Annotated in this window: 16 protein-coding genes; 10 read left to right on the plus strand and 6 right to left on the minus strand. The window is 57.6% G+C overall.

Annotation, left to right across the window (positions count from 1 at the left end):
- The first annotated feature begins 151 nt into the window (after positions 1-151).
- The 4 genes from GJV78_RS16395 to GJV78_RS16410 are packed head-to-tail and all read left to right on the plus strand — an operon-like array spanning position 152 to position 5,083.
- A complete protein-coding gene (locus GJV78_RS16395; protein ID WP_155109342.1) occupies positions 152-742 on the plus strand; it encodes a fimbrial protein in 591 nt (196 codons plus the stop codon).
- 51 nt (positions 743-793) lie between these two features.
- Positions 794-1,495, plus strand: a complete 702-nt coding sequence (locus GJV78_RS16400) for a fimbrial biogenesis chaperone (protein ID WP_155109343.1) — start codon at positions 794-796, stop codon at positions 1,493-1,495.
- A gap of 14 nt (positions 1,496-1,509) precedes the next feature.
- A complete protein-coding gene (locus GJV78_RS16405; protein ID WP_155109371.1) occupies positions 1,510-4,005 on the plus strand; it encodes a fimbria/pilus outer membrane usher protein in 2,496 nt (831 codons plus the stop codon).
- A gap of 13 nt (positions 4,006-4,018) precedes the next feature.
- Positions 4,019-5,083: a fimbrial protein gene (locus tag GJV78_RS16410; RefSeq protein ID WP_155109344.1), complete on the plus strand. Its 1,065-nt coding sequence runs from the start codon at positions 4,019-4,021 to the stop codon at positions 5,081-5,083.
- Between the two features lie 144 nt (positions 5,084-5,227).
- On the opposite strand, the gene mnmE is transcribed toward GJV78_RS16410, so the two are convergent.
- The 6 genes from mnmE to GJV78_RS24285 form a co-directional block, all read right to left on the minus strand.
- Positions 5,228-6,592: a tRNA uridine-5-carboxymethylaminomethyl(34) synthesis GTPase MnmE gene (mnmE, locus tag GJV78_RS16415; protein ID WP_155109345.1), complete on the minus strand. Its 1,365-nt coding sequence runs from the start codon at positions 6,590-6,592 to the stop codon at positions 5,228-5,230.
- Between the two features lie 194 nt (positions 6,593-6,786).
- Positions 6,787-8,433, minus strand: a complete 1,647-nt coding sequence (gene yidC, locus GJV78_RS16420; RefSeq protein WP_155109346.1) for a membrane protein insertase YidC — start codon at positions 8,431-8,433, stop codon at positions 6,787-6,789.
- Between the two features lie 2 nt (positions 8,434-8,435).
- Positions 8,436-8,693 carry a membrane protein insertion efficiency factor YidD gene (yidD, locus tag GJV78_RS16425; RefSeq protein ID WP_003023846.1) on the minus strand — a complete coding sequence of 86 codons (258 nt, stop codon included), beginning with the start codon at positions 8,691-8,693 and terminating at the stop codon, positions 8,436-8,438.
- Positions 8,657-9,016 (minus strand): ribonuclease P protein component, encoded by a 360-nt coding sequence (rnpA, locus tag GJV78_RS16430; RefSeq protein WP_167519608.1) that lies wholly within the window; start codon positions 9,014-9,016, stop codon positions 8,657-8,659. Before rnpA ends, yidD begins: the two co-directional genes overlap by 37 nt.
- A gap of 15 nt (positions 9,017-9,031) precedes the next feature.
- On the minus strand, positions 9,032-9,172 hold the full coding sequence (gene rpmH, locus GJV78_RS16435; protein WP_000831330.1) for a 50S ribosomal protein L34: 141 nt from the start codon (positions 9,170-9,172) through the stop codon (positions 9,032-9,034).
- Between the two features lie 228 nt (positions 9,173-9,400).
- Positions 9,401-9,487, minus strand: a complete 87-nt coding sequence (locus tag GJV78_RS24285; protein WP_456237493.1) for a hypothetical protein — start codon at positions 9,485-9,487, stop codon at positions 9,401-9,403.
- 293 nt (positions 9,488-9,780) lie between these two features.
- Here GJV78_RS24285 and dnaA point away from each other — a divergent pair, with 293 nt between their 5' ends.
- From dnaA to yidA, 6 genes are all read left to right on the plus strand, one after another.
- Entirely contained in the window at positions 9,781-11,178 is a 1,398-nt protein-coding gene (gene dnaA, locus GJV78_RS16440; protein WP_167519609.1) for a chromosomal replication initiator protein DnaA, read from the plus strand.
- 4 nt (positions 11,179-11,182) lie between these two features.
- Positions 11,183-12,283: a DNA polymerase III subunit beta gene (dnaN, locus tag GJV78_RS16445; protein ID WP_155109349.1), complete on the plus strand. Its 1,101-nt coding sequence runs from the start codon at positions 11,183-11,185 to the stop codon at positions 12,281-12,283.
- Positions 12,284-12,421: 138 nt separating this feature from the next.
- Positions 12,422-13,495, plus strand: a complete 1,074-nt coding sequence (recF, locus tag GJV78_RS16450; protein ID WP_155109350.1) for a DNA replication/repair protein RecF — start codon at positions 12,422-12,424, stop codon at positions 13,493-13,495.
- Positions 13,496-13,523: 28 nt separating this feature from the next.
- Positions 13,524-15,938, plus strand: coding sequence for a DNA topoisomerase (ATP-hydrolyzing) subunit B (gene gyrB / locus GJV78_RS16455; RefSeq protein WP_155109351.1), 2,415 nt, complete (start codon positions 13,524-13,526; stop codon positions 15,936-15,938).
- A gap of 35 nt (positions 15,939-15,973) precedes the next feature.
- Positions 15,974-16,372 carry a YidB family protein gene (locus GJV78_RS16460; RefSeq protein ID WP_155109352.1) on the plus strand — a complete coding sequence of 133 codons (399 nt, stop codon included), beginning with the start codon at positions 15,974-15,976 and terminating at the stop codon, positions 16,370-16,372.
- Positions 16,373-16,679: 307 nt separating this feature from the next.
- Positions 16,680-17,498, plus strand: a complete 819-nt coding sequence (yidA, locus tag GJV78_RS16465) for a sugar-phosphatase (RefSeq protein WP_155109353.1) — start codon at positions 16,680-16,682, stop codon at positions 17,496-17,498.
- The last annotated feature ends 16 nt before the right edge of the window (positions 17,499-17,514 follow it).

Consider the following 17,514-nt stretch of genomic DNA (forward strand, 5'->3'; position numbering starts at 1 on the left):
TTATTATGTCGCTGATGTCGGATCTGAGGCTTCTGCGCGTGATGAAGTCAGCTATGCCTGCGGCTTAACCGCTGCTACCTCTTTGCAATGCCAGCGGGACGAAAGCCGTTTTCGCCCGTAACACCTGATAGATGATATAGTGGAGTTTTGTATGAGCGATAAGTTTTTTGTGGTTACGGCGTTATCTGTAACTTTATTTTCTGGTTATGCGCTGGCAGATAATAACAGCGCAGGTGGCGCAATTAATTTTAGTGGGGCGATTACCGATACCACCTGTACGATTAACGGTGGAAAAAGCGCTGATTTTACCGTAGTGCTGAACCCCATTTCTGTATCCGATGCCGGTACTACCGTCGGGCCGATAACTAAAAACAAAAAATCATTTTCCCTGACGTTCTCCGGTTGCACGGGAGCCAGCACAACTACAAATAATAAAACACCATTAAAAATGTACTTCTCATCCGCGCAAAATATCTCTACTGATGGTAAATATTTAATCAATACCACGGTGAATGAAAACGATCCTGCCGTCGCTCTCAATGTAGGGTTCTCACTGGCTAAGCCGGGTGCGGCCACGCCCATTCTATTAAATCAGCCTTTTGATACCGGTGTTTTGGGAAATAAAACCGCCCCGGATGCGGAAACCATAACGCTGGACGTTTATTACTATAAAACCAACGCGCTGGCGGCCAGGGTAGGAAGCCTTAGCTCGAACCTGACCTACACCATCTCCTATTTATAATGGACTATGCCTGGCCTTGCCTGCATGGCCAGGCCAGGAAGAAACGTTGCAATGCGTATTTTTATATTATTGATAAGCGGCCTGCTGTCTCTATTTTCCTGCGCGGTTTCCGCCAATGTGGTTATTAATGGCACCCGCGTTATTTATCCTGGCGACAGTAAAGAGGTGGTGATTCAACTGGTTAATAACGGACCCGACCCGGCGCTGGTTCAGTCATGGATTGATGATGGTGATGTGAACTCGACGCCGGAAACGTCACGCGCGCCCTTTCTGCTCTCGCCTCCGGTAGTAAAGATCGACGGCGGAAGCGGCCAGCAGCTGCGCATTAAAAAGCTACCTGACTCGCTGCCTGCGGATCGGGAATCCATCTTTTATCTCAACGTACTTGATATCCCTCCCGTCCCGGAAAATGTGCAGGGAATGAATACGCTACAGCTGGCGATTAAATCGCGGATCAAGCTGTTCGTTCGCCCGCAGACGATAAAAAGTGAGGCCAGTCATGCTATCGATAAGGTCAGCCTGACGGCGGCGGGTCAGGCGTTTCGCATCGTTAACCGCAGCCCGTTCTTTATCACTCTTGCCAGTATCGACGATCGCCGCGGCAGGAAAATGCTCGAGGAATCGCTGATGGTTGCGCCCTTTTCCGACGCCATCGGCAAAACCCTTGCTCCGGCGATCAAGGCGCAGACCTACAGCCTGATATATGTTGACGATTTGGGCGCTTATAAGCATCACGACCTTATCGCGCAATAATGGGCACCAGGATGATGAAACAGACCCGGGATGCCCTGTGCTGGCTTGCGCTATGTCCGCTGTTGGCGGTGCAGGAAAGCGCGGCGGTAACCTTCAATACCTCTCTTCTTGCGGGGGCATCCGGGGAGTCCGATCTGTCGCGCTTTTTTGAAGACCGGAACATGCTCGCGGGCCGCCAGGAGATGGATATCTACGTTAATGACGACTGGAAGGGGCGTTATAACCTGCTTTTCGGCGACGATAGCCAGCACATTCAGATCAAAAAAAGTGATGCGGCCCTGCTTGGGCTGGATCTCAGCGCGCTGAAGACGCCGCCGTTTGATCCTGATTTCTATACCCTTCAGCAGGTGGTGCAGGGCGGAAGCGTGGCGGTGAATAGCGGTACGCTGAGCGTCCGCCTGACGGTGCCCCAGCGCTTCGTTGAACATACCGAAGCGGGCTATGTGCCCCCCAGGTTCTGGAACGAGGGGGTGCCGGCGCTGCTGCTTTCCTGGAACTCAACCTGGTATAAGACCTTTGCCCGTCAGGGCGGAAGCGGCGGTGATGACAACTTTTATACCGGACTGGAGTCCGGCGCGAATCTGGCGGGCTGGCAGTTTCGCGACAGCAGCGCTTTTCGCAAACGCTCCGGCGACGGCGGCAGCTGGCAAAATAACACCCGCTTTATCCGCAAACCGCTTGCGGCGATAAAATCATCGCTCACCGCAGGCGACTTCTACAGCGGCGGGACGCTGTTTGACTCTATCCGAACCCGGGGCGTTTCGCTGGCCTCCGATCTCGCCATGCGGCCGAACTCGCAGCAGGGCTTTTCTCCCGTGGTGCGCGGCGTGGCGCAAACTAACGCGATGGTCAGCGTTGTGCAGAACGGGGTGACGATCTACCAGGAGAACGTCCCGCCCGGTCAGTTTATTCTCGATAATATTCAGCCCACCGGCTCGTCAGGGGATCTGCTGGTGAAGGTGCGCGAGGCCGACGGGCGGGAGCAGATTTTTACCGTTCCCTTCTCGGCCGTGCCCGGTATGCTGAAAGAGGGAGTCAGCCAGTACGACCTGGTGGCGGGCAGGGTGAAGCAGGCCAATACCCGCTACGAACCGCCGTTTGTGCGGGGCACCGTGCGCTATGGTTTTAATAACCTGGTGACCGGCTATGCCGGCGCGCTATTCAGCAAAGAGTACCGCGCTGGTCTGCTGGGGGCGGGCTGGAACTTTCCCATCGGGGCGCTCTCCGTTGATATGACCCACGCCGACACGCGGCTGCCCTATAAACGGCAGAGCGGGCAGAGCCTTCGCGTTTCGTACAGTAAATTCTTTAATACCACCGCGACGAATTTTACCCTTGCGGCTTACCGCTACTCCACGAAAGGCTATTACAGCTTTAGTGATGCCATCTATTCCCGGGACGGCTATTCCCGGTACAGGAACTATCGCAACAACTTCGAGCCGCGGAACCCTGACGAAGCCGCGCCAGTCGATCTCAATACCTGGGATGCCCTGCGCTCCGCGCGGCCCAGAAACACCTTTACGCTCAACCTGAATCAGCGGCTGGGAGACTCGCTGGGCACCCTGTTTTTCTCCGGCACCTGGCGCGACTACTGGAATCAGCAAAATGCTAACCGTGAGTATCAGCTCGGTTATTCCAACGTCTGGCAGCGGCTCAACTACGCCGTTTCGGCCAGCCGGGTGCGCAACGACCAGCGGCAGGAGGAAACGCGCCTTTATCTTACGCTGAGCGTGCCGTTTTCGCTGTTTGACAACAGCGCCTGGCTCAGCGCGGGGATCTCCACCACCCGCTCGCGCTACCAGCAGAGCAACGTTACGCTCAGCGGCAGCGCGCTGGAATCACAGCGGCTTACCTGGACGCTGTCGGGGGCCAACCAGCAGGGCGGACAGAATACCGCCAGTGCGAACCTCGCGTGGCGCTCACGCTTCTCCACCCTTAGCGGATCGTACAGCGAGTCGGGGGACTATCGGCAGGCCGGCCTGAGCGCCCGCGGCAGCGTGGTGGCGATCCCCTGGCATGTGCTGGCGTCCAATGAAATGGGTAACACCCTGATGGTGGTGGAAGCGCCGAAGGCCAAAGGCCTGATGGTGAATGGCGACAGCAGTATCGTCACTAACGGCGACGGGCTGGCGCTGATCCCCTACGCCACGCCGTACCGTAAAAACACTATCACGCTGACCAATACCGAAGCGATGTCCGGGGCGGAGGTGAAGGGCAATCAGGCGAACAGCATCCCCTACGAGGGGTCGGTGAACGTGATTCGTTTTGCGACCGACACCCGCCGCTCGTGGACCTTCCGCGCGCTGGACGGCGCGGGCAGGGCGCTGCCGTTTGGGGCGGAAGTGGTTGATAAAAAAGGGCAGACGGCAGGCTACGTCGGGCAGGCAAGCGTGCTGTACGTCAAAGCTGACAACGCGCCGGAGCGGCTTGAGGTGCTGATGAAAAACCGGCGCTGCGTCCTCGTTCACCCGCCGCTGTCGCTCGACGGCCCGCCCGCGCAGTGTCGATAAAAAAGGATAATCTATGAGAAATTTTCTATTAGCCGCGCTGTTACTCGCCGTCAGCGGCCTGAGCTATGCCACCTGCCACAGCGGACAAATTCGCTATGCGTCGCCGCTGACGGTGGATCTCTCCGATAAGCTGACGCCTGCCACCCCGACGTGGACCGGCTCGTTCTACACGCAGTATACCGGGTCGTTTTTCTGCACTACCTGGGACAGCGAGTTTGGCTACACCCGCATTTTGAATACCGACGATCAGCACGCCACTATTCTCAGTTTTCATAACGGAAAATATAACGTGCGCGCGGAGATTATTAACAATATCGCCAATAAAAAGCTGGCATCCTACGGGAATCATACGGCTTCTGAACTGAACGTGCCGATAACGGTGCGGTTTACGCTGGTGCCGACAAGCGGTGCCGTGGTGGCGGGCGACACCATCACCCTGAAAGACGTTCTGTTCGTCACCGATCTCAGCGGTATGTCGCTTGGGGAGATATTAATCTGGCCGTTAGCCCAGTTGATAAAGATCCTGCAGTGGCTGACTAACGGCTTTCAGTGGCCTTACGATTCGCGCGATATGTTTGGTCAGCCGATGATTGTGACCTATACGCCGAAGCTGACCACCTGCAGCTTCAGTAACGCCGGGCTTTCCGTGGTGCTGCCGACCCTGGGTAAGAGCCAGGTGTTAAGCAGCGATCGCCCGGGCTTTACCCCTTTCACCCTCAATATGCGCTGCAGCGGGATCGCGGCGAATGGCACCGCCGATCGCGCCATTGATATGTTTCTTTCCAGCACCTCGCTGCTGGCAACCGACGCCACGGTGATGACCGACGGTGCTGCGGGGGCGGCGAAGGGCGTGGGGCTGCGCCTGGTCAGACGCGACGGCAGGGATACGCCGATTGTGCTCTCATCTTCCAGCGCCAGCAAAGGCAACGCCACTTCGCTGTTTTACGTGGCGTCAGGCGGCCCGCTGGAGGCGCAGTTTACTATTCCCGTCGGCGTCTATTACTATGCCTGGTCGCCGACGCTTCTCTCCCAGGGAAAAATCAATACCACGGCCACGCTCAATATTATCTATCCGTAGCCGGGGATTCCGCCTGAGGCGCTGATAAAGAAGATTTCGCCATTGCCCGGCAGCGTTTGACTCTGTGCCGCTGCGGAATATAGCATAAAAAACCCGCATTAACAGGCAGTTAATGCGGGTTAGTGAACGTTCACGGACAAAAAGCTATTTGCCGATACAGAAGCTGGAGAAGATCCTCCCCAGCAGATCGTCGGAGGTAAATTCTCCGGTGATCTCACTTAAGCTTTGCTGCGCCAGGCGCAGCTCTTCCGCCAGCAGCTCGCCCGCCCATGCGCCGAGCAGCTGCGCTTTACCCAGCGCAAGATGCTCTGCGGCCGTCGCCAGCGCCTGCAGATGGCGGCGGCGGGCAAGGAATCCGCCTTCCATACGGGTATCGAAGCCCATGCTCTGTTTGAGATGGTTGCGCAGCACCTCCACGCCCTGCCCGGTACGCGCCGAGAGACGAACCAGTGAGTGACCGTTTACTTCACTCATGCCCGGCGTTTCGCCGGTGGTATCAGTCTTATTGCGTACCACGGTGATCGGCAGCTTTTCCGGCAGGCGGGCAATGAAGTCCGGCCAGATTTCCGCCGGGTCGACGGCGTCGGTGGTGGTGCCGTCAACCATAAACAGCACCCGGTCGGCCTGTTCGATCTCCTGCCAGGCGCGCTCAATGCCGATACGCTCCACTTCGTCGCTGGCGTCGCGCAGGCCGGCGGTGTCGATGATATGCAGCGGCATACCGTCGATATGAATATGCTCGCGCAGCACGTCGCGGGTGGTGCCGGCGATATCGGTGACGATGGCCGCCTCACGTCCCGCCAGCGCGTTCAGCAGGCTCGATTTTCCGGCGTTAGGCCGCCCGGCGATGACCACCTTCATCCCTTCGCGCAGCAGGCTTCCCTGGCGGGCCTCGGCGCGTACGGCATCGAGATCGGCGATAACGCCGTTAAGCCGTGCTTCGATTTTCCCGTCCGAGAGAAAGTCGATCTCCTCATCCGGAAAGTCAATCGCCGCCTCCACGTAGATGCGCAGGTGAGTGAGCGCTTCCACAAGATGGTTAACCCTGGCGGAAAACGCGCCCTGCAGCGAATTTAGCGCCGAGCGCGCCGCCTGCTCCGAGCTGGCGTCAATCAGGTCGGCAATCGCTTCGGCCTGGGCCAGATCGAGTTTATCGTTCAAGAAGGCGCGTTCGGAAAACTCGCCAGGACGCGCGATACGCAGGCCCGGCAGCGTCAGAATACGTTTTAACAGCAAGTCGAGGATCACCGGGCCGCCGTGCCCCTGTAGCTCAAGCACGTCTTCGCCGGTGAAGGAGTTAGGGCCGGGGAACCACAGGGCGATACCCTGATCCAGCGCAGTGCCGTCGGCGTCTTTAAACGGCAGATAGTCGGCATAGCGCGGCTTTGGCAGCTTGCCCAGCACGGCTTCGGCAACCTCGCACGCCTTCAGGCCGGAGATGCGCAGAATACCGACGCCCCCGCGTCCCGGCGGGGTCGCCTGAGCGACGATAGTGTCGTTATGGCTCATGATTGCTCTCTTTAAAATGTAAAAAAGGCGGTCTATTGACCGCCTTCTCTGGCATTAACGTTACCGTAAATTCTCGAAATAATTCAAGTTGCAGGAAGGCGGCAAGTTAGTGAGGCCCCAGGAGCTTGACTTCCGTAAGTGACTGGGGCGAACTAAAGAAGCCAACGCATCTGCGGCTTGAAGAATGAAGAGAATCAGGATTTTTTCTTCTCGCGGCTGTGCAGGCCACGTTTTTCCAGGCCACGGTAAATCAGCTGCTGCTGAATGATGGTGACCAGGTTGCTGACGATGTAGTACAGCACCAGACCGGACGGGAACCACAGGAAGAAGACGGTAAAGATGACCGGCATAAAGGTCATGATCTTCTGCTGCATTGGGTCGGTCACGGTAGTCGGCGACATCTTCTGAATGAAGAACATCGTCAGGCCCATCAGGATCGGCAGAATGTAGTACGGGTCCTGCGCGGACAGGTCATGGATCCACAGGGCGAACGGCGCATGGCGCAGCTCAATGGAACCCATCAGCATATAGTACAGCGCAAGGAAGATTGGCATCTGGATAATCAGCGGGAAGCAGCCGCCCAGCGGGTTAACTTTCTCCGCCTTGTACAGGGCCATCATCTCCTGGCTCTGGCGCTGCTTATCGTCGCCCAGGCGTTCACGCATCGCCTGGATCTTCGGCTGCAGCATACGCATCTTCGCCATCGAGGTGTACTGCGCTTTGGTCAGCGGGTACATGATGCCACGCACGATAAAGGTGATGATGATAATCGAGAACCCCCAGTTACCCACAAAGCTGTGGATCCACTTCAGCAGTTTAAACAGCGGCTGGGAGATAAACCACAGCCAGCCGTAGTCTACGGTCAAATCCAGATGCGGGGCGACGGCGGCCATTTTGTCCTGGATTTCCGGACCGACCCACAGCGTGCTGGAAATGGCGCTCGTCTGGCCCGGCTGTACCAGTACCGGCTGCGATTTATAGCCGATGGCGGCGTTGCCGTTGCCCAGGTTCGCGGTGTAGAAGTTATGAGTGCCGTCGTTATGCGGGATCCACGCGGTGGCGAAATACTGCTGCAGCATCGCCACCCAGCCGCTCTGCGCGTTGATATTCAGGTTTTCGTTATCGGCGATGGTATCGAATTTGTATTTCTCATACTTCTCGTCGGGGGTGGAGTACGCCGCGCCGCGGAAGGTGTGCAGCGCAAAATTGCTGCTGCCGGTGTCCCGGTGGGCAGGCAGTTTGATGGATTGCTTCAGCTGGCCAAAGACGGCCAGTTCCAGCGGCTTCGCGCCGGCGTTCTGTACGCTGTAGCCAACGTTAACGGCATACTCGCCGCGCTTAAGGGTGAACGTCTTGGTAAACGTGTTGCCCGCCGCGTCGGTGTAAGTCATCGGGATCTGCAGCTCGTTCTGCCCGTCCGCCAGCGTCCAGACCTCTTTTTCAACGTTGTACAGCGGACGCGGGCCGTTGGCCGGGTTATCCGGGCCGTCACGGCCGGTCAGGCCGCTCTGCGCCTGATAGATAAACTGCGGGGTGGTTTCCAGCAGCTGGAACGACTCTTTGGAGCCAAGATCTTTAGGGTAAGCCGGCAGCAGGGCCTGTTCCACATCACCGCCACGGGTGTTGATGGTCAGCTCAAGCACGTCAGATTTAACCGTGATCGATTTCCCCTGGCCGCTGGCAGGTACGCCCTGGTCGGCGGCGCTACCCGCTGCGGTGGTCGTGGTCTGCGTGGTCTGTTGGGACTGGGGCTGCGGATTTTTATCCTGCTCCCAGGCTTGCCAGATCATGAAAGACACGAACAGCAAAGCGATGACTAAAAGATTGCGTTGCGAATCCATCGTTAGTGTTCTCTGGTATCAAATGGTCCGGGCGGGACGGGATCGTCACCACCAGGGTGTAAAGGGTGGCATTTTAATACGCGTTTCACCGTCAACCAACTGCCTTTTATCACTCCGAACCTGCGCAATGCCTCAATTCCGTAGCTTGAGCAGGTTGGAGTGAAACGGCAGTGCGGCCCAAGCAGCGGACTGATCAGGCGTTGATAAACCCGGATGAGGGCGATCAGGACCCGCGAGCCAGGCGACAATGGCGACGCCATAATTTTTCCAACGCTTCCGTCAGCGCCCGGTTATCGAGATCGGCAACCCCTTTTTTCGCCACCACCACGAAATCCATCGGCGGCAGTTCGTGCTGACGCAGACGAAAGCTTTCACGTGTCAGACGCTTAATCCGGTTGCGTTCATGGGCGCGTCGAACGTTTTTCCTGGCGACGGTAAGACCGATGCGGGGATGCCCCAGCGAATTCAGGCGGCCGAGAATGGTAATTTGCGGCGTGCCAGCCCGTTGCGGCTGCTGGAAGACGAATGTGAAATGAGTGGGAGTTAACAATCGTAACTCCCTGGGAAATGCGAGCTTAACCACTCAGGGTTAGCTTTATTACTTGGAAACGGTCAGACGAGCGCGGCCTTTAGCACGACGACGTGCCAGAACCTGACGACCATTTTTAGTAGCCATACGAGCACGGAAGCCGTGAGAACGGTTGCGCTTCAGTACGGACGGTTGAAAAGTGCGTTTCATGGCGATTTCTACCTAAACTTGAATAAATTCATGACATTTACGGTTGCCCGAACGTATTTCTAATAACGGACGCCGAAGTCGTGGGTGATTAAAGAGGCCGGATTGTAATAATTGTACACTCCGGAGTCAATTCACTTTCCTTAATTCCCGCCGTTTTCCGCACCTTTTCGCGTGGAAAATGGGCGGTTTTGACGTCCTGTTGCCGGACATAACGCGACGGGTGGAGAATTATACGGGCTGATGGGTAAAGCGCAAGGATCGTTCGGGATCTTTCTTCGATCCCAGGGAGCGGTAACGGCGGGCGCGGCGATTAATTTTCCGATATGCGCGCTAAGTCGTACAGAACTTCACCGGGATCGTTTACACTTAACCGGCACGGGATCGTCCTGTGGATAAATCGGGAAGAAACTGTGAGAAACAGAAGATCTCTTTCCCGGTTTAGGCTATGATCCGCGGTTCCGATCGTTTCAACGGATCCGGATCGGGTAAAATTGCAGACAGCAATTCGCACGTCACCCTCTGTACTCAGGGTCTTGTCGACGTGCGCCAACAATCATGAATATTTCAGCCTTTGTCATTTATTGACGTTTGTTCGAGTGGAGTCCGCCGTGTCACTTTCGCTTTGGCAGCAGTGTCTTGCCCGATTGCAGGATGAGTTACCAGCCACAGAATTCAGTATGTGGATACGCCCGTTGCAGGCGGAACTGAGCGATAACACGCTGGCCCTGTATGCGCCAAACCGTTTCGTGCTCGACTGGGTAAGGGATAAATACCTTAATAATATTAATGGATTACTAAATGACTTCTGCGGCGCGGATGTTCCGCAGCTGCGGTTTGAGGTGGGCACGAAGCCGGTAACCCGGACCCTGAAAACGCCCTCCGGCAGCAGCGTTACCGCACCGGCTCAGGCGGCGCAGCCTCAGCGAACGGCTCCGGCGGCGCGTCCGGGCTGGGATAACGTGCCGGCTCCGGCGGAAGCCAACTGGCGCTCCAACGTAAACGTCAAACATACCTTTGATAACTTCGTTGAAGGTAAGTCCAACCAGCTGGCGCGCGCGGCGGCGCGACAGGTGGCGGATAACCCCGGCGGCGCGTATAACCCGCTCTTCCTCTACGGCGGCACCGGCCTCGGTAAAACCCACCTGCTGCACGCCGTGGGTAACGGTATTATGGCGCGCAAGCCTAACGCGAAGGTGGTTTACATGCACTCCGAGCGCTTTGTTCAGGATATGGTCAAGGCGCTGCAGAATAATGCCATCGAAGAGTTCAAGCGCTACTACCGTTCGGTAGACGCCCTGCTGATCGATGACATTCAGTTCTTCGCCAATAAAGAGCGATCCCAGGAAGAGTTTTTTCACACCTTTAACGCCCTGCTGGAAGGTAATCAGCAGATCATTCTGACCTCGGATCGTTATCCGAAGGAGATCAACGGGGTTGAGGATCGTCTTAAATCCCGCTTCGGCTGGGGCCTGACCGTGGCGATCGAGCCGCCCGAGCTGGAAACCCGCGTGGCGATCCTGATGAAAAAAGCCGATGAAAACGAGATCCGCCTGCCGGGCGAGGTGGCGTTTTTTATCGCCAAGCGGCTGCGCTCCAACGTACGTGAACTGGAAGGGGCGCTGAACCGCGTGATCGCCAACGCCAACTTTACCGGCCGGGCCATTACCATCGACTTCGTGCGGGAAGCGCTGCGCGATCTGCTGGCGCTGCAGGAGAAGCTGGTCACCATCGACAACATCCAGAAGACGGTGGCGGAGTACTACAAAATCAAAATTGCGGACCTGCTTTCTAAGCGGCGGTCCCGTTCGGTAGCGCGCCCTCGTCAGATGGCTATGGCGCTGGCGAAAGAGCTGACCAACCACAGCCTGCCGGAGATCGGCGATGCGTTTGGCGGCCGCGACCATACTACCGTGCTTCATGCCTGCCGGAAGATCGAGCAGCTGCGTGAAGAAAGCCATGATATTAAAGAAGATTTCTCCAATTTAATCAGAACATTATCTTCGTGACGCTATGAAATTTACCGTTGAACGTGAACATTTATTAAAACCACTTCAGCAGGTCAGCGGCCCGCTGGGTGGACGTCCCACGCTGCCTATTCTTGGCAACCTGCTGCTGCAGGTGGCTGACGGTACGCTCTCGCTGACCGGCACCGATCTGGAGATGGAAATGGTGGCGCGCGTTGCGTTGATTCAGCCTCATGAGCCAGGCGCAACCACCGTTCCGGCGCGCAAGTTCTTTGATATCTGCCGCGGGCTGCCGGAAGGCGCGGAAATCGCCGTTACCCTTGAGGGGGAACGGATGCTGGTGCGCTCCGGGCGCAGCCGCTTTTCACTCTCCACCCTGCCTGCCGCCGATTTTCCCAACCTCGACGACTGGCAGAGCGAGGTAGAGTTCACCGTGGCCCAGGCGACCATGAAGCGCCTGATTGAGGCCACGCAGTTTTCAATGGCCCATCAGGACGTGCGCTACTACCTGAACGGTATGCTGTTTGAGACCGAAGGCGAAGAGCTGCGCACCGTGGCGACCGACGGCCACCGCCTGGCGGTCTGCTCGATGCCGATCGGCCAGTCGCTGCCCAGCCATTCGGTGATCGTACCGCGTAAAGGAGTTATTGAGCTGATGCGTATGCTCGACGGCGGCGATACCCCGCTGCGCGTGCAGATTGGCAGCAATAATATCCGCGCCCACGTTGGCGATTTTATCTTTACCTCCAAGCTGGTGGACGGGCGCTTTCCGGACTATCGTCGCGTGCTGCCGAAGAACCCGGACAAGCATCTGGAAGCCGGCTGCGACCTGCTTAAGCAGGCCTTTGCCCGCGCGGCGATCCTCTCTAACGAGAAGTTTCGCGGCGTGCGCCTGTACGTGAGCGAGAACCAGCTGCGGATCACCGCCAACAACCCGGAGCAGGAGGAGGCTGAAGAGATTCTGGACGTCACCTATCCCGGCACGGAGCTGGAAATCGGTTTTAACGTCAGCTATGTGCTGGACGTGCTTAATGCGCTGAAGTGTGAAACGGTGCGCATTATGCTGACCGACTCTGTTTCGAGCGTGCAGATAGAAGACGCGGCATCCCAGTCCGCAGCATACGTCGTCATGCCCATGAGGCTGTAGAAAATATCGGGCTATCTTACTTGTTATTCTGGCTCCGGGCAGTGCTCACAATCCTCACGTACTCCAGTACGCTCCGGTTGTTGCGCGCTGGCCGTAACCAGACTAACTGCGCCGATAACGCCCTGGTTATGAGCTGATATGTCGCTATCCCGACTGCTAATCAAAGACTTCCGCAATATCGAAAACGCGGATCTCGCTTTATCTCCCGGCTTTAACTTCCTGGTTGGCGCTAACGGCAGCGGCAAAACCAGCGTTCTGGAAGCCATCTATACGCTCGGCCACGGCCGGGCGTTTCGCAGTCTGCAGCCCGGCCGGGTGATTCGCCATGAGCAGCAGGCGTTTGTCCTTCATGGTCGATTACAGGGCGATGAGCGGGAAACCTCGATCGGCCTGAGCAAAGATAAACAGGGCGACAGCAAGGTGCGTATTGACGGCACCGACGGCCACAAGGTCGCCGAGCTGGCGCACCTGATGCCGATGCAGTTGATCACCCCGGAAGGGTTTACTTTGCTCAACGGCGGCCCCAAATACAGAAGGGCGTTCCTGGACTGGGGATGTTTTCATAATGAGGCCGGCTTCTTCACCGCCTGGAGCAACCTGAAGCGGCTGCTCAAACAGCGCAATGCGGCGCTGCGCCAGGTGAACCGCTATGAGCAACTGCGCCCGTGGGACAAAGAGCTGATCCCGCTGGCGGAACAGATCAGCGCCTGGCGCGGGCAATACAGCGCCGCCATCGCTGAGGATATGGCAGATACCTGCCGGCAGTTTTTACCGGAGTTTACGCTCTCCTTCTCTTTTCAGCGGGGCTGGGAGAAAGAGACCGACTACGCAGAGGTACTGGCGCGCAGCTTTGAGCGCGATCGCCTGCTGACGTACACGGCGTACGGCCCGCATAAGGCCGATTTCCGCATTCGCGCCGACGGCGCGCCGGTGGAAGATACGCTATCGCGCGGGCAGCTTAAACTTCTGATGTGCGCCCTGCGCCTGGCGCAGGGAGAGTTCCTCACCCGCGAAAGCGGGCGGCGGTGTCTCTACCTGATTGATGATTTTGCCTCTGAGCTTGATGATGCGCGCCGCGGGCTGCTGGCCAGCCGCTTAAAAGCGACGCAATCGCAGGTCTTCGTCAGCGCGATCAGCGCTGAACACGTTCTGGACATGTCGGATGAAAATTCGAAGATGTTTACCGTGGAAAAGGGTAAAATAACGGATTAACCCAAGATTAAATGAGCGAGAAACGTTGATGTCGAATTCTTATGACTCCTCCAGTATCAAAGTCCTGAAAGGACTCGATGCGGTGCGTAAGCGCCCGGGTATGTATATCGGCGACACGGATGACGGCACCGGTCTGCACCACATGGTATTTGAGGTGGTAGATAACGCTATCGACGAAGCGCTCGCGGGTCACTGTAAAGATATTATCGTCACCATCCATGCCGATAACTCTGTATCCGTACAGGATGACGGGCGCGGCATCCCGACCGGTATTCACCCGGAAGAGGGGGTGTCGGCGGCGGAAGTGATCATGACCGTCCTGCACGCGGGCGGCAAGTTTGACGATAACTCCTATAAGGTGTCCGGCGGTCTGCACGGCGTTGGCGTTTCCGTGGTAAACGCCCTCTCCCAAAAGCTGGAGCTGGTTATCCAGCGTGATAACAAAATTCATCGCCAGATCTACGAGCACGGCGTGCCTCAGGCACCGCTGGCCGCTACCGGTGACACCGATAAAACCGGCACCATGGTGCGTTTCTGGCCAAGCCTGGAAACCTTCACCAACGTCACCGAATTTGAATATGAGATTCTGGCGAAGCGCCTGCGCGAGCTGTCGTTCCTTAACTCCGGCGTCTCGATTCGTCTGAAAGACAAGCGCGATGGCAAAGAGGATCACTTCCATTATGAAGGCGGCATCAAGGCGTTCGTGGAGTATCTGAACAAGAACAAAACGCCGATCCATCCGAATATCTTCTATTTTTCTACAGAAAAAGACGGTATCGGCGTAGAAGTGGCGCTGCAGTGGAACGACGGTTTCCAGGAAAATATCTACTGCTTTACCAACAACATTCCCCAGCGCGACGGCGGCACCCACCTCGCGGGCTTCCGTGCGGCGATGACCCGCACCCTGAACGCCTACATGGACAAAGAAGGCTACAGCAAAAAGGCCAAGGTCAGCGCCACCGGCGACGACGCCCGCGAAGGGCTGATCGCCGTGGTTTCGGTGAAGGTGCCGGATCCGAAGTTCTCCTCCCAGACCAAAGACAAGCTGGTTTCGTCCGAGGTGAAGTCGGCGGTAGAACAGCAGATGAACGAGCTGCTGAGCGAATACCTGCTGGAAAATCCGTCTGACGCGAAAATCGTGGTCGGCAAAATCATCGACGCCGCCCGCGCCCGTGAAGCGGCGCGCCGCGCCCGTGAAATGACCCGCCGTAAAGGCGCGCTGGACTTAGCCGGTCTGCCGGGTAAGCTGGCGGACTGCCAGGAGCGCGATCCGGCGCTGTCTGAACTGTACCTGGTGGAAGGGGACTCCGCGGGCGGCTCCGCCAAGCAGGGGCGTAACCGCAAGAACCAGGCGATTCTGCCGCTGAAGGGTAAAATCCTCAACGTGGAGAAGGCGCGCTTCGACAAGATGCTCTCCTCCCAGGAGGTGGCGACGCTGATCACCGCGCTGGGCTGCGGCATCGGCCGCGATGAGTACAACCCGGACAAACTGCGCTATCACAGCATCATCATCATGACCGATGCGGATGTCGACGGCTCACACATTCGCACCCTGCTGCTGACCTTCTTCTACCGCCAGATGCCGGAAATCGTCGAACGCGGCCACGTCTATATCGCCCAGCCGCCGCTGTATAAAGTGAAGAAAGGTAAGCAGGAGCAGTACATTAAAGACGACGAGGCGATGGATCAGTATCAGATCGCCATCGCTCTTGACGGCGCGACCTTGCACGCCAACGCCAGCGCCCCGGCGCTGGCCGGCGAAGCGCTGGAAAAGCTGGTTTCCGAGTATAACGCGGCGCAGAAGATGATTGGCCGTATGGAGCGTCGCTTCCCGAAAGCGCTGCTCAAGGAGCTGATCTACCAGCCGACGCTGGAGGACGCTTCCCTTTCTGACGAGCAGACCGTTACCCGCTGGGTGAACGCGCTGGTGACCGAGCTGAACGAAAAAGAGCAGCACGGCAGCCAGTGGAAGTTCGACGTGCGTGAAAACCCAGAGCAGGGCCTGTTCGAGCCGGTCGTGCGGGTGCGCACCCACGGGGTGGATACGGACTACGTGCTGGATCATGAGTTTGTCACCGGCGCGGAGTATCGTCGCCTCTGCACTCTCGGCGAGAAGCTGCGCGGCCTGATTGAAGATGACGCCTTTATCGAGCGCGGCGAACGCCGTCAGCCGGTGGCGAGCTTCGAGCAGGCGCTGGACTGGCTGGTGAAAGAGTCCCGCCGCGGCCTGGCGATTCAGCGTTACAAAGGCCTGGGCGAGATGAACCCGGATCAGCTGTGGGAAACGACGATGGACCCGGAAAGCCGCCGGATGCTGCGCGTTACCGTGAAGGATGCGATTGCCGCCGACCAGCTGTTCACTACGCTGATGGGCGACGCCGTAGAGCCGCGCCGCGCCTTTATCGAAGAGAACGCCCTGAAGGCGGCGAATATCGATATTTAACAGGGATATAGCCTGAATACTAAAAGGAGCAGTTGATGAGTTTATTTGATCAGGTTGGCAGTCTGCTGGGCAACGGTGACCTCAAGAAATACCAGGCCATTTTAAGCTGGGTGGAGAGCCAGGGCGGCGTGCAGGCGCTGCTGGATAAGCTGCGTAACGGCGGCCTTGGCGAGGTGATTGCGTCCTGGCTGAGCGATACCCTCGCCAACCAGCTTATTTCCGGCGATCAGGTTACCGCCGCGCTGGGCACCCCCGCCGTCGCGGAGCTGGGCGAAAAGCTGGGTATTGATACCGGAGCGGCGGCTTCGATGCTGGCCACCTGGCTGCCAAAAGCGATCGACGCGCTTTCGCCCCAGGGGGAGATCAGCGCGGATTCCGGTAGTGATTTACTCGCCGCCGGTATGAACCTGCTGAAGGGCAAACTGCTGGGCTAACCGCCCGGCGTTTCCCGTTGCGCCTGTCCGGCGGCGGCCCGCTCGCCGTCGGAAAAGGGGCGCTTTTCCGGCGCACCCTGTCCCCCTTTTTCCCCGTTCTGTCTGCTGCTTTTTGCGCGTCTGTCCTGAATAATCTGGTCTTAGGGCAATACGCAGCGTACCTTGCATAACCCGCCGGGAACCGGTTTGAACGCGGCCCGTCAGGGCCATGTTCAGGGGGATTACGTTGCCCGCCCGCATACCGCGTGAAGTAGGGCGGGAATAATCGCGCTAGTATTAAACAGAACTCATTCACTCCGGGGAATTCATGGCTATCAAACTTATTGCTATCGATATGGATGGCACCCTTCTGCTGCCCGATCACACCATTTCACCGGCGGTTAAAAACGCCATCGCCGCCGCCCGCGAGCGCGGCGTTAACGTGGTGCTGACCACCGGCCGGCCCTATGCGGGCGTTCACAGCTATCTGAAGGAGCTGCATATGTCACGGCCCGGCGATTACTGTATCACTTACAACGGCGCGCTGGTGCAGAAGGCGGGGGACGGCAGCACCGTTGCGCAAACCGCGCTGAACTATGAGGATTATCGCTACCTGGAGAAGCTCTCCCGCGAGGTGGGATCGCATTTTCACGCCCTGGACCGCACTACGCTCTATACCGCCAACCGCGACATCAGCTACTACACGGTGCATGAGTCTTACGTGGCGACCATACCGCTGGTGTTCTGTGAAGCGGAGAAGATGGACCCGGCGACTCGGTTCCTGAAAGTGATGATGATTGATGAACCCGCGATCCTCGATAAAGCCATATCCCGCATTCCCGCGGAGGTGAAAGAGAAGTACACCGTGCTGAAAAGCGCGCCGTACTTCCTCGAAATTCTCGACAAACGGGTCAATAAAGGCACCGGCGTGAAATCGCTGGCCGATGCGCTGGGGATCAAAGCGGAAGAAATTATGGCCATTGGCGATCAGGAAAACGACATCGCGATGATCGAGTACGCCGGAACGGGCGTGGCGATGGACAACGCCATCCCGTCGGTGAAAGAGGCGGCGGATTTTATTACCAAATCCAACCTTGAAGACGGCGTGGCGTACGCCATTGAGAAGTTTGTGCTGAACCAGCCGTAGCGGGCAAGGTTTTTGC

Source organism: Intestinirhabdus alba (assembly GCF_009711095.1).
Lineage (GTDB): Bacteria > Pseudomonadota > Gammaproteobacteria > Enterobacterales > Enterobacteriaceae > Intestinirhabdus > Intestinirhabdus alba.